Origin of the sequence: Pseudoalteromonas ostreae, assembly GCF_018069805.1 — a bacterium.
Classification (GTDB): Bacteria; Pseudomonadota; Gammaproteobacteria; order Enterobacterales; family Alteromonadaceae; genus Pseudoalteromonas; species Pseudoalteromonas ostreae.
The window spans coordinates 1-16,185 of the sequence record NZ_JAGPYN010000009.1; the positions used below are offsets into that span (position 1 = coordinate 1).

The window sequence follows — 16,185 nt, forward strand, 5'->3', positions numbered from 1 at the left end:
TATTTAAACTCTAAGCAGAGTGTGTAAAGGATGGTGGGCGCAGGAGGATTCGAACCTCCGACCGCTCGGTTCGTAGCCGAGTACTCTATCCAGCTGAGCTATGCGCCCATTCTTTACTATACAAGATAACCATTTATAAAATAAATGGCGGAGAAGGAGGGATTCGAACCCTCGATAGAGCTACAAACCCTATACTCCCTTAGCAGGGGAGCGCCTTCGGCCACTCGGCCACCTCTCCGTCTTGTGGGGCGTATAATAAAGATTTCAGAAAATATGTCAAACACTTTTCTTGTTTAAAGTAACTGTATGGTTAGAGAACACCCATAACAGCCAAAAAAGAGTCAATTTTGTTTAATCGTTAATCAAATTAAGGGGTTTTAATATCAGTGGATACACCGAGAACAGGCACTAATTCGTCAGTTAATTGTTCGAGATATTGATCTTGGTAGCCTAATTGCTGAAATTCAGCAATACATGCTCGATAATAGGTTTCTCTTTGTAATTCAATACTGAGTACTTCAGAGGGTGAATCAGGTTTATTATCTTTCATATAAAATCCGTTTATATAAGTCTTTTAGATCGACGCGAGTTTAAAAAGCCATGCTTTATGCTGCTTTTTCAGTCAATAGTTTAGCTAAACTTAGAAATAATGCTCGTTCATTTTGATGATTTTATATAATTAATTTTTATTTTCAATAATTCAATACGTTAAAATTAAAATTTTATTATTACTAGGCCAGTATAATTTCCATTGACGGGACCCGCTACAGACACAAAAACGCCGCTATTAAAGCGGCGTTATAATATCAACTTAATCTAACATAGCATTAGTCAGCTTGTGGGCGCATATGCGGGAACAAGATAACATCTTTAATTGTTGATGAGTCAGTAAATAGCATGACTAAACGGTCGATACCAATCCCCTCACCTGCCGTAGGAGGAAGGCCATACTCAAGTGCGCGAATGTAATCTTCGTCGTAGTGCATTGCTTCATCATCGCCGGCGTCTTTTTCTTCCACTTGGCGAGTAAAGCGCTCAGCTTGATCTTGTGCATCATTAAGCTCAGAGAAACCATTTGCAAGCTCACGGCCACCAACAAAGAATTCAAAACGGTCAGTAACAAATGGGTTTTCATCGTTACGACGAGCAAGTGGTGATACTTCCCACGGGTAACCAGTGATGAAAGTCGGTTGAATAAGCATGTGCTCTGCTGTTTCTTCAAAGATTTCACATAAGAACTTACCTGGGCCCCACACACAATTTTCAGGAATTTTAACGTGCACTTGCTTTGCGTACGCTTTTAATTCGTCAAAGTGATTTTCTGGGTCGTTAAATACTGCAGCATCAAACTCAGGATTATATTTTAAAATCGCATCCGCCATACTTAAACGGGTAAACGGTTGGCCAAAGTCATACTCTACTGAGTCAACCACTTCGCCGTTCTCGTTTTTAGTCGTATTAACCACAATTGGGCTGCCCAATACGCTAGTTGCAACAGTACGCAACATATCTTCGGTGATGTTCATCAGGTCGATGTAATCAGCGTAAGCTTGGTAGAATTCGATCATAGTGAATTCTGGGTTGTGACGCGTTGATAACCCTTCGTTACGGAAGTTACGGTTAATTTCAAATACGCGGTCAAAACCACCTACCACTAAACGTTTTAAGTAAAGCTCTGGTGCAATACGTAAGTACATATCGATATCAAGGGCATTGTGATGAGTCACGAATGGACGCGCAGATGCACCACCAGGGATAACCTGTAGCATTGGCGTTTCAACTTCCATAAAGTCACGATCTGCTAAGAAGCGACGAATACCTTCAACCACTTGCGAGCGAATACGGAACGTTTCACGGGTTGCTTCATTAGTGATCAAATCAACATAACGTTGGCGGTATTTAGTTTCTTGATCAGATAAGCCATGGAATTTTTCAGGAAGTGGACGTAGTGACTTAGTCAGTAATTGATACTCTGTCATTTCTACGTATAAATCGCCTTTACCTGATTTATTAAGCGCGCCTTTAACACCAATGATATCGCCGGTGTCTAATTGACCGTATTTTTCTTTCAGATCTTTTTGGACATCTTTTGACGCATACGCTTGCACACGACCTTTCATGTCTTGAATTACAAAGAATGGTCCGCGTTTAGCTAGGATACGACCCGCGATAGACACAACGTGGTTAAGCTCTACTAATTCTTCTTTACTCTTATCACCAAACTCGGCCTGTAAGTCTGCCGTGTAATGCTCACGACGGAATTGATTTGGATGACCGTTGGCAGGGCAATTAGCGCGAATAGCGTCTAATTTGCCACGACGCTCAGCGATTAACTTATTTTCGTCTTGGATTTGATCAGTCATTTTTTAGCTCTTTTTTAGCTTGGTGGTTATAGGCCAGATTTTAAGCTGGCTTCAATAAATTTATCTAAATTGCCGTCAAGTACCGATTGGGTATTACGGTTTTCAACGCCGGTACGTAAATCTTTAATGCGCGCATCATCAAGTACGTATGAACGTATTTGACTGCCCCAGCCGATGTCAGATTTGGCATCTTCTTGGGTTTGCTTTTCAGCATTTTGCTGCTGTAGCTCAAGCTCAAATAATTTCGCTTTTAACTGCTTCATCGCTTGTGCTTTATTTTTATGTTGAGAGCGTTCGTTCTGACACTGCACTACCGTATTTGTCGGTACGTGGGTAATACGTACCGCAGATTCTGTGGTATTTACGTGCTGACCACCCGCGCCTGATGCACGGTATACGTCGATACGTAAATCAGCCGGATTAATATCAATCTCAATATTATCGTCAACTTCTGGATAAACAAATGCAGAAGCAAACGAGGTATGACGACGGCCACTTGAATCAAATGGGCTTTTACGTACTAAACGATGAACCCCAGTTTCTGTTCGTAACCAGCCATACGCGTATTCACCAACAAAGCGCACGGTTGCGCCTTTAATACCGGCAACATCACCGTCAGTGGCTTCTACCAGTTCAACTTTAAAGCCTTTGGCTTCACCCCAGCGTAAATACATGCGTAATAACATGTTACACCAGTCTTGAGCTTCTGTACCGCCTGAGCCTGATTGTAAATCAAGGTAAGCATCATTTGCGTCATGTGCGCCAGAGAACATGCGACGAAATTCTAAACCTTCAAGCTGTTCGTTTAGGTCTGTCAGTTCGCTTTGTGCTTCATTGAAGGTCTCTTCATCTTCTGCTTCAACTGCAAGTTCAAGCAACCCTTCAACATCATCAGTACCAGTTACTAGATTATCGATAGTTTCAACAACCGCTTCTAATGCTGACTTTTCACGACCTAGTGCTTGTGCTCGCTCGGGCTCATTCCATACGGCTGAATCTTCAAGTTCGGCGTTAACTTCTTCTAAACGTTCTTGTTTAAGAGCGTAGTCAAAGGTACCCCCGAAGCAGTTCAGTACGTTCGCGAATTTCCTTGATTTGATTAATCACAGGATTCACTTCAAACATGTACATTACTCCAAAATGGCTGGTTTACGCGGCTAATCGCCAGGTAAAATTATGCTAATAATTATTTAAATTTCGCTTTAAATAATAAAACGCCCGATTTTAACAAAAAACCGTGCGTTTTATTAGTACTTTATGCATCGATAATAGATATTTTTTAAGCTACTTTTTGCAGCTCACGGACAATTAACTGTAATGAAAATTTACCTCTAAACTCATTGATATCGAGCTGATAGGCCAATTTCACCAAGCGCGCTTCAGTATCAGGCCACTCGCGTACATCAATACCGAAGGCAATAGCATCAACCAAACGCCCTGAACGGTGTTTTAATACCAGCTTTAAGTGCTTTTCACCAACAATGCGCTGCTGTACGAGTTCAAAAGTGTGTTCAAACACGGGTTCTGGAAATTGCTGCCCCCATGGCCCTGCTTGTTTGAGTACATTTGCAAACTCCATGCTAAAGCAGTCATCAGCAAGCTCGCCATCGGTTAAGATAATACAGCGTTTATGCTCTTCACTTAACTGCCCACTTACCGCCTGCTCAAACTCACGTTTAAACTCACGAAAGTGCTGCTCATTAATGCTCAGACCGGCCGCCATAGCATGACCACCAAATTTACTGATCAAATGTGGATGCAAGGTATTTAAGCGCTCAAGCAAGTCACGCATGTGCAAGCCTTCAATCGAGCGGCAAGAGCCCTTTATTTCACCGCTGTCGCCACCAGCAAAAATTACTGTTGGGCGGTGGTATTTCTCTTTTAAACGTCCCGCTAAAATACCGATCACACCTTGATGCCAATCTTCTTGATATAAACAGATAGCATCAGGTGTTTGTTCATCGCTAAAAGCGAGCTTATCTAGCACGGCTTGTGCTTCAAGTTGCATGCCCTGCTCTATCTCTCGACGCTCATGGTTTAAACTATCCAGCTCAGCGGCAATACGCCTTGCTTGATTAATATCAGTGGCCAGTAAGCAAGCGATGCCTAAACTCATATCATCTAAACGCCCTGCGGCATTTAAACGTGGTGCAAGCGAAAAACCAAAATCACTGGCGCTTAAACGCGCTGCGTTACGATTAGCGACCTCAATCAGCGCTGTAATACCTGGACGTGTTTTGCCGCTACGAATTCGCGCTAAACCTTGGTGAACTAAGGTGCGATTATTGGCATCCAGTGCCACCACATCAGCAACCGTACCTAGCGCTACAATATCAAGCAGATCGGCTAAGTTAGGCGGTGGTTGCTGCGCAAAATGACCAACATCACGTAATGCACTTCTAAGCGCAATCAATAAATAAAATGCAACCCCCACTCCTGCGATTGATTTTGATGGAAACTCACAATCATGACGATTAGGGTTAACGATAGCGTCAGCATTGGGTAGTTGTTCGCCTTGCAAGTGATGATCGGTAACCAGCACTTTAATGCCCGCGGCTTTTACAATTGCGATGCCAGCAATACAGGAAATACCATTATCAACAGTGATCACTAGATCTGGTGCCATAGTGACTATTTGCTCGGCCAACGCGGGACTTAAACCATAGCCTAAGCTGAATCTGTCTGGCACTAAATAGTCTAAATGAGCAAAACCAAACATCGCTAAGCCTTGCATTAAGGTAGCGGTGCTGGTTGCGCCATCGGCATCAAAATCACCCACGATCAGCACTTTACTTTGCGCTCGCAGAGCATGTTGAAGTAAAGCGGTGGCTTTATCTATGTCTTTAAATAATTTGAAGTCATGTAAAGTGGCTGCGCTATTATTTAGCTCATCGGCATGATTAACTTGGCGGCTGGCATAAATTTGTTTAATAACAGGGTGCAAATGACTTGGCAGGTGTGAATCATCATGATGATCACGAGCAACAATTAATTTTTTCATGCAGGCGCGGTACTTTTAGATTAAGGAATAAAGACAAAAAAAGGCCTTAACGGCCTTTTTATAAAAAGCATAATACTATGACGATTTATTAGCGTCTAACGCAGCAGCTAATGCGGCCGCAGGCTGATAACCTGGGATCATCGTACCATCTTCTAAAATAATTGCTGGTGTACCGCTAATGCCAAAACTTTGGCCAAGCTGATAATGTTCTGCAACTGGGGCATGACAACCGGCCATTACTTTTGTATCAGCGCCCGATTTTGCTGCTGTCATTGCTTCTTGTTGATCTTTAGCACACCAAACATTCATTAGATCTGCATAGCCTGAGCCTTGTAAACCACCACGTGGAAACGCTAAATACTTAACGGTAATACCCGCTTCAAGTAAATCATCAAGCTCGCGGTGTAACTTACGGCAATAACCACAGCTAATATCAGTAAACACAGTTATGCTATGTTTCTCATTTTTAGCTTTGTAAACAATCATTGAGTCTTCGTATTGCGCTAGGCCTTCTTTACGAACGCCATTAAGCGCTTGCTCGGTTAGATTGTTACGGTTATTTAAATCAATCAAGGTGCCTTGCATTAAGTATTGACCATCTGCGCTTGCATACAGCACGCCTTTATCAGTGATCAACTCTTTTAAACCGGCCACTGGGCTTGGGCTAATTTGCTTAACAGTAACACCTAGCTCTGCAAACTTAGTCACGATTGGATCGTTGGCATCAGGAATGGCTGCAACGCCATTGGCAAACGCACTTATACTGGTGCCTAATATCGCACCGGCTAATACTAACTTTTTCATAATGTTCTCTTATATCCTGATAATTCTTAACTACTCAGACCGCCGAAGTACGAAAAAATTCTCACTAAGCGCGCGGATGATGTTGTTGATGTACCAATTTTAACCGTTCATTAGCCACATGGGTATAAATTTGTGTGGTTGATAAATCACTATGCCCTAACATCATCTGTACGACTCTGAGGTCAGCACCATGATTTAGTAAGTGTGTTGCGAACGCATGGCGCAACGTATGGGGCGATAAAGGCGATTCAACTGCTGCCAAAATAGCATAGTGTTTAATACGATGCCAAAAAGTTTGTCGAGTCATACCTACTCCACGCTTTGACGGAAACACAAAGTCGGTGGCATGTTTGATCATTTGCGCGCGCCCCACTTTTAAAAATTGCTCGAGCCAATACATAGCCTCTTCGCCAAGCGGCACTAAGCGCTCTTTATTACCTTTACCTTTAACAAACACCACCGCTTGGCGCAAGTTAATTTGTTCAATGCGCAGCCCAACTAACTCGCTAACCCGTAAACCCGTTGCATATAATAGCTCTAACATAGCTTTATCGCGCAAGCCCATCGGCTCTTCAACATTAGGCGCCGCCAAAAGTGCTTCTACTTCATTTTCTGACAACGTTTTCGGCAATGATAGCCCCGCCTTAGGCTGAGCAATATTTACCATTGGCGAATCAGTAATGTGTTTTTCACGTACAAAGTATTGGTAAAAGCGCTTTAACGCGCTAATACTGCGCGCCGTACTGCGAGGCTTTAAACCTAAATCAACACGATGCGCTAAATAGCTTTCAATATCTTGGCCGCTCACAGTGAGTAAATCTTGACCTTTTAAAAAGTGGCAAAATTTATCCAAGTCGCTGCGATACGCAGATAAAGTGTTATCGCTTACGTGTTGTTCTAAATAGAGGTTATCTAAAAAAGATTCAAGATAATCACTATTACCAAGTAGTTCGTCGTGATCTGTAATGGCTGAGTCTAATGACTCATGATCAGGTAGCGTGCTCACAGTTATTCTCATAGTTATCAAGGTATCAATTAATAATACCTTACGGTAAACTTCAGCCTATCATATCAGGCAAATACACAGTGATAAATACGATGCAAATTGGTTTATTTTATGGTTCTACCACATGCTATACAGAAATAGCAGCAGAAAAAATTCGCGATATTATCGGTCAAGACATTGTCAGCCTGCATAACATCAAAGATGAACCATTAAAAAATGCAGAAAATTACGACTTTATCATCTTTGGTATCTCCACATGGGATTTTGGCGAGTTACAAGAAGATTGGGAGTCGATTTGGGATGACATTAAAGATGTGGATCTCAACGGCAAAACCATCGCTTTATTTGGCATGGGCGATCAACAAGGTTATGGTCAATGGTTTCAAGATGCGCTTGGTATGTTACATGATGAAATAAGTAACCAACAATATACTTTATTAGGTTTGTGGCCGAACGACAGTACGTATGAGTTTGAAGCCTCTAAGGCACTCACCGAAGATGGCAAACACTTCGTTGGTTTAGCCCTTGATGAAGACAGCCAATACGAACACAGTGATGAGCGTATCGCTAACTGGGTTGAACAGATCATGACTGAGTACAGCGAGACATTATAAATCTCGCTGCGTAACACTGATACCCAAACCGCCTCAAAATGCAGAGCTCACGGTTTCATAAGGGCTTAATATCAAGGTGTTGCTTTGCAACAGTGGCAATCCCATTTAAGAAACAACAACGAATAACTAAGTTTACAACCCAAGGGTACGCTATAGACTTCATCCAAGCTGCTTATTTAAACTACTATCTTTAATAACTTACTCAGCTTCTGAACAGCTCAGTTATCCCACAAAGATGAATCAGCGGCCTTTTAGGTCGCTGATTTATTTCCAGCTCAATAGCTTACAAGCCAAATACCACTTTTTCACTTTTCAGCATACGCGCACTTAAAAAGCTAAAGGCTGCACATAATACCAGTGTGATCACTGTTGATAGCAGTAACTGTGGGACAGGAATGGGATTACCTTTAATAAATTCCATTAATGCAAACTGCTGTGCTGCTATCGGCAACCACTGCACCTTATCTGTCGCAATATCATAAGTGGTTATCATGCTTAACGCCATTGGGATAAATAACACCATAGTGACGTAAGATTGCGCTTCTTTAAATGACTTAGCCATAAAAGACACAAACACTTGTAAGCTTGCCGACAGCAACGCGATAGGTAGGCATATCGCGATACTAAATAACATAAATGCAGGGGTAATAGTGATGCTAAAGCCCATTTGCTGCCACGGCACCATTGCATACGAAAACTTAGAGACAACTAAAATTACCACTAAACCTAACATCGAAAACGTGGTGATAGCGCCTATTTTAGCAAGCACAATATGTAAACTATGTAATGGATGACTCAACAATAGCGATAAAGAATTACGCTCTCGCTCACCCGCGCTGGTATCAATTGCCAAATTCATCGCCGCGTAAAATAAAGCTAAAATAAGTGTTAATATGACAATACCCAAAATCATGCCGCCTTTTGAATCAGGTGTAGCTTGATCATGTACTTCAATCGCGAGTGCACGCATCAAACTCGGATCCATACCACGAGAGACTAATCTCAGGCTGGCTATCTCAGAGTTGTACAACGCCATTGCTTTTTCAACTTGGTTGATATGTTTACGCAATTTATCATCAGATTTATCTGCAATTAGCGTTACCGTTGCTGGGCGCCCTTCGCTCATTTTTTGTTGGTAGTCATCACTGATTGATAAAGTAATATCTTTACGCTCATTAGCATCAGTGCTGGAAAAAATATCACGACTATTAAGGTAAGCAATCAATCCTGGTGCACGATCGCTATTTTCAATATTAATTTTTAGTGCTTCAGGCGATGCAAATTGCTGTAGCAAAACACTCATTAATAAGCACACACCAATTGGCGCACCTATCGCATAATACAGCCCTGCCATTATCGAGCGTTTATCACGACTAGCATCCAGCACTTCTTTTTTAAATAATACTTTTAATAAATTAATCATGCTGCAATCCCCTCGTCACTACCAATTAATGCAACAAATGCTTCTTCTAATGTCTCTTTACCAGCTTGTTCACATAGCTCAGCCACGGAGCCTTGGGCTATTACTTGGCCATTGGTCATGATCACCACGTGATCACATAACGCTGCAACTTCTTGCATAACATGCGATGAAAATAACACGCAGTGTCCTTGTGCTTTGAGTAGCAGCAGCAGCTCTCTTAATATACGGGTACTCATTACATCAAGACCACGAGTTGGTTCATCTAAAATAATGTTTGATGGGTTATGAACCACGGCTTGTGCTAAGGCGGTTTTCATCCGTTGGCCTTGAGAAAAGCCTTGGCAACGGCGATCGGCAATATCATGCATAGCTAATTTATTGATTACATCTATTGTTGCTTGCTTAGCATCTGTTACGCTAAGACCACTTAACTGAGCAAAAAAACTAATGTACTCCCTTGGTGTTAATCGTTCATACAAACCACACGGATCAGGAAATAAGCCAAGCTTTTGCTTTGCTACCATCGGCTCTTTGGTAACATCAATACCGTCAATTTCAGCATTTCCGCTATCAGCCTTTAACAATCCAAATACGGTGCGTAAACAAGTGGTTTTACCTGCGCCATTTGGCCCTAGGAGGCCAGTTATCTTGCCGTCCTGTGCAGTAAAACTTAAACCATTTAGCGCATTAACATCGCCAATCTTCTTATTTAGGTTGGTTACTTTGATCATCACTTACTCCTTGTTAGCTGCATCAGTTGGGTGGCTATTGGCAACGGCTACGCCGTTAATATTCATAAAAAAAGATTTGTCATTTGCATCATTAATACAGCTTGTGTCAATGTCTTGCATACTTTGCTGGTCGATAAACTTGGCAATAATTTTCGGCGCACAGGTTTGTGAGCCAATGCCATGGGTGGCGGTCGGTGCAACTAAATGAGTGGCATTTGTCATCTCAACCATCGCAAGTTCGGCCCAACTTGCAGGTGTTGCAGGATCGCGTCCACCAGATAGAAGTAACGTTGGCGTGCTGGTTTTTAACGGTAGGTAAAATGCTTCATCAACGGCTTTTACATTCAAAATTGGGCAGGCTATGTCTAGTCCTGCAATCATTGCTTTACCCATATAACTTTTACTGTACTGAGCGCGGGTTTGCGTTGTTAAGCGTGGCCAATCTTCACCACAAACGATGGCGTTATGCATACCCATTGCTAAAGATTGTGTTAAATCAACATTCGCCATCATGCCTGCCAATGGTAAGTAGTTGCCGTTTAATGCTTTTTCAATAAGCATCGGTACAATCGCGCGTTGCGCATGGCCGTATAGCGCAAAGCGTATCGCACTGAAAAACTTCATTTTAGTGATAGTAAAATCAATAAGATCATTGGTACGTGGGTGTCTAACCTGTGTTTGTACAGGCTGTTGTTCAAGCTGGGTGAGTAATGCATTAAAGTTATGTGCTAAGTTGGGGTAATGGGCTGCGCATAAAACATCAGTTTCACAGCGCTTGAATAATGCAGCCAGTGAACCATCAACCGCTCCGCCTATGGCTGCCAGACTTTGTTGCATTGGCACAACACCATCTAGGGTACTGGTTAAAACAGCATTAGGAAATTGGCGCATATATTCCTGTGCTATACGTGTGCCATATGACACCCCATATAAATGAAAACCTTTATAACCTAATGCTTTTCGCACCGCTTCAAAATCCTTTGCCGCTACAGGCGTGGTAAAGTGGCTTAAATCAATATTGAGCCGTGCTTTACATTTTTGCGTATCTTCTGCTCCCATAACTTGAAGATCAGCAATCATATCATTAAAAGCAAACTGAGTTTTTAGATCATCACTATCGCATTGCAATTGATGTGAATAGCCTGTGCCGCGCTGGTCAACCAAGACTATGTCACGAGTTTCGCGAGCAAAACGTAAATTATGGTTGAATACTCTCGCTAAATCGATAGCTCCTTGTCCTGGACCACCGGCAAAACCAAGTACCGCTTCAGCAGGATAGCTGGGCTTGATTGCAGGTATAACTGCAAAATGGATATCAATTTCCCCTTCACTTGGATCATCTGACAATGGTTGAGCGATACTGCCACACATCAGTCGATCAGACAGTCCTTCCATATAACATGGTGTCAGTTTTGGTTGGTTATTTTGATTGTTTTCTGCGTATAACCCAATTGATACAATCATTAAAATTGGCATCATCACTATACTTATCAGTCTATTAGAACAATTTGATATGCTATTCATCACTTTTCCCTTGTTTGCATTTTACACTTAATGTGATAACTTATTACTTAGTGTATCGGTGTATTAATGTATTAATACAGTAGAGAAAGAGTAATGCTAGAATTTATCAATGTCAACCCCAATAGTGGCGATCCCATTTACAAGCAACTGCATGAACAAATTGTGCGTTTGATTGTAGGTGGCCAAATAGCTGCGGGTGAAGAGCTTCCGTCCGTGCGAAAAATAGCGGATCACTTTGCTGTAAACCCTATGACAGTTTCCAGAGCGATTGGTCAATTAGTCGATCAAGGCTGGCTAGAACGACGCCGTGGCCAAGCAACACGGGTTGCACAAAATACAACTCAACAAACCGACCAACAAGAAAGCTTACTATTTAAAGCCATCGATCAACTTATTCAGCAAGCCAAACAGCTCGATGTACCGCAAGCAACTTTAGCCGAACTAATAAAAAAACGGTGGGAATTATAACAATGACAAGACCACTTCTTAGCTATAAAAATGTCTCTAAACAATACAATCAGCGCCAGATATTAAATAACATCAACCTCAATGTCGAACCTGGCATGGTGATTGGCTTATTAGGTAAAAATGGTGCAGGTAAAACAACCTTATTACGCAGCGCCCTTGGGTTAATAACTCCAGATCAGGGTGAGATTCAGGTGCTAGGTGAATTAAGTCATCAATTAAGTGCCAGCAGTAAACAAAAAATTGGCTACGTAGCACAACAAACTTTTGGTTATGAAGGGTTTAAAATTGCTGACGCTTTGGCATTACATCGCAGTTTTTACCCAAATTGGGATATGCAATTAGAAGCAAAATGGCTCGCGCGCTTTGAATTGAATAGCAAAGATGCGATTAATGATCTTTCAATCGGCCAGCGTCAAACTTTGGCCCTTATTATGGCCATGGCTTATAGACCCCAGCTACTTATTTTAGATGAGCCAGTGGCGAGCTTAGACCCAATTGCTCGGCGTGAATTTATGAGTGATCTTTTCGATTTAGCATTAGATTCGGGCTCCGGAATTTTATTTTCATCCCATATCACCTCTGACATAGAGCGCGTCGCCAGCCACATTGCACTTATAAAACAAGGCGAGTTACTGTTACTCGACGAATTAGATGTCATTCGCGACACTGTTAGAAAAGTCAGCTTTAAAGAGTCGACAATTGATCTCAGTGCATACACGATACTTAACAGGCAGCAAAATTGTGCCATTATTTATGGCTATACAGGTGAAACTGTTGTTGGTGCTCTAGCAATCAATACACTGTCTCTTGAACAGCTGTTTGTGGAGTTACATGGATGATGCAAGCCAGTAAACGCACTTGGTATCAAGGAGTCGTCAGTTTTTGGTTAAAAGACGTCGGCTGTGCCATTTATTTAATCGCTGCAATTATAACGACTTTATTATGCTTTATAGCTACAGGTAGTGAAGATCTACTCGAACTCATGATCATGTTTTCAATTATTTGCATGTACACCGCGATAGCTTGGCAAAGTATTCGCTTGCAAGCTACTGAATGGCAAAGTTTAGTTGTTGGTTACCGTAAACATGTGATGTTTCAAGGTAAGGTATTCATTGTTTTTAGTAACTTAATTACGCTGTTGAGTATCATAATTGCTGATAATATCAATCTATTAGCAACGCTTACGCTCGCCAATCTTGTTGGCATTCTTATCTGGTTTTTAAATCGCTCATTCAGCCATTTATTTATCTCAGTGTGCAATTTTAGCTTCTTTACCACTACGTTAGTGTGTGTGCTTATTGAGCAACTGCCAGTTTGGCTAATACCCGTTAACGTCGTTGCTTTTATTGTTATTGTGTTATTTCATAAACGCTTTACACCTGCGTACAAATGGCGCCCTGATTCATTAGTAAATTATCGTAATGGTCTGCAATCTGGTTGGTCGCCAGTTCCCAGTGGTTTTTTATCAAATTACGGCAGCTCAATTAATAAAGGGTTATTCCCTCTTAGCTACTTTGTTGGTGCTAGTTTATCTCAGTATCTGATCCTCATTGCCCTTTTTTGCGCGGTGGCTGTGACTGCAAACCTGTTTATTAATATTATCGAACATGTCATTTTTGTATTAACGCTGCTCTTATTTACCATAGTAACCCTGTGTTTATGGAGTAAAATACAAAAACAAAACTCATGGGAGCTTTTATTTACCCTGCCTATTTATAACTCTAGTCAAAGCGTAAAACTAGCCCTTAGTCACAGTGCACTCAAATTAGCAGGCATGGTCGCTATCGCGTGTTTTATTACCGTGGTGGCGTTAGTGATTCCCCATCAAGAGTTACTAATATTCAACACGCTGGGCTATGCCTTAGGCTGTGCTGCTGGTGTGCTATTTAGCTTTGCAATCAGTAATGTATGTAAAAACATTAATTTATTGAGTGTATTTCTTTGCTTATCGTTTGGTCTAAACATGGGGTTGGCGAACTACATGTTCGAAAATGCTGATAATTTATTTATGCTGGTTTTGATCAGTGCATACACCGTCATGATGGCAGGCTTAAACCGCTTTACTGTTAGATACATGTAGCCAATTACTGACACCTTAAAGAGCGTGGTGAAAGATAAAAAACGGCCATGTAACATGGCCGTTTTGGTGCTTAAACAAAATAATCTGTTAACACTTAAAGTGAGAAAGTACGGCCTATCAACAGCACAATACGTTCATCGGCCGTATCGATATCTAAACTGGTATTCTCGCCCGCAACTTCAATATCAAAGCCTTCAAAACTTGTTTGATAGGCTAAGCGATAGTGATTGTATGATTTGCCATCGGTTCCATCCCATGCGTACTTGTCACCATCCAAAGAGTTTGAAATATCAAAGCTAGCCCGCAGTGCGTGGTTAGGCGCAAGCTCAATAGTGTGTGCAACCATAGAGATCACATTGCCTGCACCTGTACCAAAATAATCCCAACTATACCAAAAGTTAAGCTCTGTTTGCCCTAGCTCACTGGCGTAACCAAATTTAGTGTAGGCTTCAAAGTAATTGCCATCGCTTGAATTGCTTTGCCCATGGTAGCTATAATACGAAAGGCCATAATCAATACTGAGCGCTTCATTTAACTGCGCATAACGACCAAAGTATGCATCCCATTCAATATTTGTGTCGTCACCAAAGTCAACGTTTGACGCCCACGTGCCAGCATACATGCCTGACTCGCCAAATGAATAATCAAGGCTACCTTGTAACGCTGGGTCGTTTTGCGTTTGGCTCACACCATTAAAGGTATAATCTGATGCCCCGGTTACGGTTGCTGACCAATCAGCCAATGCTGAAGTTGAAAAAAGTGCAAACGGTAATGCGACTGCTAATAATGTTTTTTGTGTTGTCATGTTAATTCCTTCGCTACTGTATAAGCTAATATCTAGCTAACTGATTCGATTTTTGTGTAGTCAATTTTGTTGTCTTTCGGTGAACTATCAATATTACTCACTGTTTTAACTTTGCTATAACCAATATAGGTTGCACACGCAAAGAATAAAGCAATTACTAACATTCCGACCCACTGAATTTGTAAAAAATTCAGCTTAAATAATAGGGTTAATAATGAAAGAGCGACAACATTTAGCGCAATATATTTAAATTTACCTAAACGTTTAACCGTCATACCCATATTGTCTGTGTATAAACGGATCAGTGAATCAAGCGAGTTGATCACAAACACTACACCAACAAATACCATTGCAATATTTTTAATTCCTTCGGTCGGTATACCCGCTTCATGATAGTGGTAAAGTACGTTAAACCAAATTGCAATTGGGATTGAAGGGAAAATCAACATAGCGCCCAATACTTGATAGGTTTTTAATCCACCAACAAAGCGCGAAGTGAATTGACCAATCATAATACTCCACGCAAACCACCAAAATAAATAAAACTCATGATAATCATTGAGTGGCAGTACAAATTGATTAATATTGCCAAAGTAACTACCAATTAACGTTAAATTATTTGTAAAATCTGACACTTGGCCATTTTCACCCATAAACGCGCCAAACCACATAAAACCAATTAGCGCTATAAATAACCAGGTAGTTGAAATACTTAGAAAACGTACATATTTAATATCAGTGCTTGAATACACTGCAAAGCAAATAGCTGCAAATACAATTAAATAAAATGATGGGATTATTGACTCACCATCACCTAAACTCGGTAAATACCAAGGTAGGTTAGAGAGCAATAAGAAGGCGGTGAAGGCACAAGTACCAATAATAACTGCATTATTGATTAATTTAACCCAAGGAATTTCGAAAAATTTTACTTTAGGTTCTATTACACAGAAATAAAAGCACGTAAGAAAATAAAATCCCCAGATCAGAAAGCCCCAATAACCAAACTCGATGGCTAATGGATTGGCAAACGCGTACTCTGGGCTTGCTTTTATGTCTGCATAACCTGCAAACTCAGTGAGTGGAAACATGATCAAGCCAACATCTAAGCCTGATGTAAATAAGATGGCAATAAAGGTAAATGTCCTTACTGGTGTGACGCCAACACACTTTACATTGCCCCATTTTACTAAAATTGCCACAATTGCTAGTAGGGTGAAAATAATGCCTGCGCTAAGCCATAAGGTCATAATTTGCCCCCCAAAATAAATGAAAATACGTCATTTTTTCTCCGTGTTTTAATCTCGCATTAACGCATCACAAACTACTTATGATGCGCGCCACTGCAAGCCCTGAGACACAACAT

General features: G+C 41.2%; 15 protein-coding genes and 2 tRNA genes. 4 read left to right on the forward strand and 13 right to left on the reverse strand.

The genetic code is table 11. The annotated features are described in order from the left end of the window. Nucleotides 1-31: 31 nt before the first annotated feature. The 8 genes from J7338_RS08780 to xerD all read right to left on the reverse strand — a co-directional run bounded on the left by J7338_RS08780 (nt 32) and on the right by xerD (nt 7,186). Nucleotides 32-108: transfer RNA gene (locus tag J7338_RS08780), tRNA-Arg, on the reverse strand. A gap of 37 nt (nt 109-145) precedes the next feature. Continuing rightward, a tRNA-Ser gene (locus J7338_RS08785) sits at nt 146-238 on the reverse strand. 129 nt (nt 239-367) lie between these two features. Then, nucleotides 368-550: a hypothetical protein gene (locus J7338_RS08790; protein WP_210796724.1), complete on the reverse strand. Its 183-nt coding sequence runs from the start codon at nt 548-550 to the stop codon at nt 368-370. Between the two features lie 277 nt (nt 551-827). Continuing rightward, nucleotides 828-2,363: a lysine--tRNA ligase gene (gene lysS, locus J7338_RS08795; protein ID WP_210796725.1), complete on the reverse strand. Its 1,536-nt coding sequence runs from the start codon at nt 2,361-2,363 to the stop codon at nt 828-830. A 26-nt stretch (nt 2,364-2,389) separates the two neighbouring features. Then, nucleotides 2,390-3,488, reverse strand: a protein-coding gene (gene prfB / locus J7338_RS08800; RefSeq protein ID WP_145240838.1) for a peptide chain release factor 2 whose coding sequence is annotated in 2 segments (ribosomal slippage) — nt 2,390-3,412 and nt 3,414-3,488 — 1,098 coding nt in all. Because the reading frame shifts where the segments join, the coding sequence is not laid out codon by codon here. Between the two features lie 154 nt (nt 3,489-3,642). Beyond that, nucleotides 3,643-5,364 (reverse strand): single-stranded-DNA-specific exonuclease RecJ, encoded by a 1,722-nt coding sequence (recJ, locus tag J7338_RS08805; RefSeq protein WP_210796726.1) that lies wholly within the window; start codon nt 5,362-5,364, stop codon nt 3,643-3,645. A 75-nt stretch (nt 5,365-5,439) separates the two neighbouring features. Further along, nucleotides 5,440-6,168 (reverse strand): bifunctional protein-disulfide isomerase/oxidoreductase DsbC, encoded by a 729-nt coding sequence (gene dsbC / locus J7338_RS08810; RefSeq protein WP_145240834.1) that lies wholly within the window; start codon nt 6,166-6,168, stop codon nt 5,440-5,442. Nucleotides 6,169-6,232: 64 nt separating this feature from the next. Continuing rightward, nucleotides 6,233-7,186, reverse strand: coding sequence for a site-specific tyrosine recombinase XerD (xerD, locus tag J7338_RS08815; RefSeq protein WP_215909042.1), 954 nt, complete (start codon nt 7,184-7,186; stop codon nt 6,233-6,235). An 80-nt stretch (nt 7,187-7,266) separates the two neighbouring features. Here xerD and fldB point away from each other — a divergent pair, with 80 nt between their 5' ends. After that, complete coding sequence (gene fldB, locus J7338_RS08820) at nt 7,267-7,788, forward strand: flavodoxin FldB (protein ID WP_210796832.1); 522 nt, start codon at nt 7,267-7,269, stop codon at nt 7,786-7,788. Nucleotides 7,789-8,071: 283 nt separating this feature from the next. Here the strand turns inward: fldB and J7338_RS08825 are convergent, their stop codons facing one another. Genes J7338_RS08825 through J7338_RS08835 form a run of 3 tightly spaced genes read right to left on the reverse strand, consistent with a single transcriptional unit; the run spans nt 8,072 to nt 11,466 of the window. Further along, the gene (locus tag J7338_RS08825; RefSeq protein WP_210796727.1) at nt 8,072-9,211 is read right to left on the reverse strand and encodes an ABC transporter permease; all 1,140 of its coding nucleotides are present in this window, start codon (nt 9,209-9,211) and stop codon (nt 8,072-8,074) included. Further along, the gene (locus J7338_RS08830; RefSeq protein WP_210796728.1) at nt 9,208-9,942 is read right to left on the reverse strand and encodes an ABC transporter ATP-binding protein; all 735 of its coding nucleotides are present in this window, start codon (nt 9,940-9,942) and stop codon (nt 9,208-9,210) included. Before J7338_RS08830 ends, J7338_RS08825 begins: the two co-directional genes overlap by 4 nt. A 3-nt stretch (nt 9,943-9,945) precedes the next feature. Further along, nucleotides 9,946-11,466, reverse strand: a complete 1,521-nt coding sequence (locus J7338_RS08835; RefSeq protein WP_210796729.1) for an alpha/beta hydrolase — start codon at nt 11,464-11,466, stop codon at nt 9,946-9,948. Between the two features lie 93 nt (nt 11,467-11,559). Here J7338_RS08835 and J7338_RS08840 point away from each other — a divergent pair, with 93 nt between their 5' ends. From J7338_RS08840 to J7338_RS08850, 3 genes are read left to right on the forward strand one after another with little or no spacing between them, the layout of a single operon-like run. Further along, on the forward strand, nt 11,560-11,934 hold the full coding sequence (locus J7338_RS08840; protein WP_210796730.1) for a GntR family transcriptional regulator: 375 nt from the start codon (nt 11,560-11,562) through the stop codon (nt 11,932-11,934). A 2-nt stretch (nt 11,935-11,936) separates the two neighbouring features. Further along, a complete protein-coding gene (locus J7338_RS08845) occupies nt 11,937-12,773 on the forward strand; it encodes an ABC transporter ATP-binding protein (RefSeq protein WP_210796731.1) in 837 nt (278 codons plus the stop codon). After that, nucleotides 12,770-14,014 carry a hypothetical protein gene (locus tag J7338_RS08850; RefSeq protein ID WP_210796732.1) on the forward strand — a complete coding sequence of 415 codons (1,245 nt, stop codon included), beginning with the start codon at nt 12,770-12,772 and terminating at the stop codon, nt 14,012-14,014. The genes J7338_RS08845 and J7338_RS08850 overlap by 4 nt, the downstream gene beginning before the upstream one ends. Before the next feature lie 94 nt (nt 14,015-14,108). On the opposite strand, the gene J7338_RS08855 is transcribed toward J7338_RS08850, so the two are convergent. Together J7338_RS08855 and J7338_RS08860 are read right to left on the reverse strand one after the other, a co-directional pair. Then, the gene (locus J7338_RS08855) at nt 14,109-14,819 is read right to left on the reverse strand and encodes a TorF family putative porin (protein WP_210796733.1); all 711 of its coding nucleotides are present in this window, start codon (nt 14,817-14,819) and stop codon (nt 14,109-14,111) included. Between the two features lie 32 nt (nt 14,820-14,851). Continuing rightward, nucleotides 14,852-16,069: a BCCT family transporter gene (locus J7338_RS08860; RefSeq protein ID WP_210796734.1), complete on the reverse strand. Its 1,218-nt coding sequence runs from the start codon at nt 16,067-16,069 to the stop codon at nt 14,852-14,854. Nucleotides 16,070-16,185 lie beyond the last annotated feature (116 nt).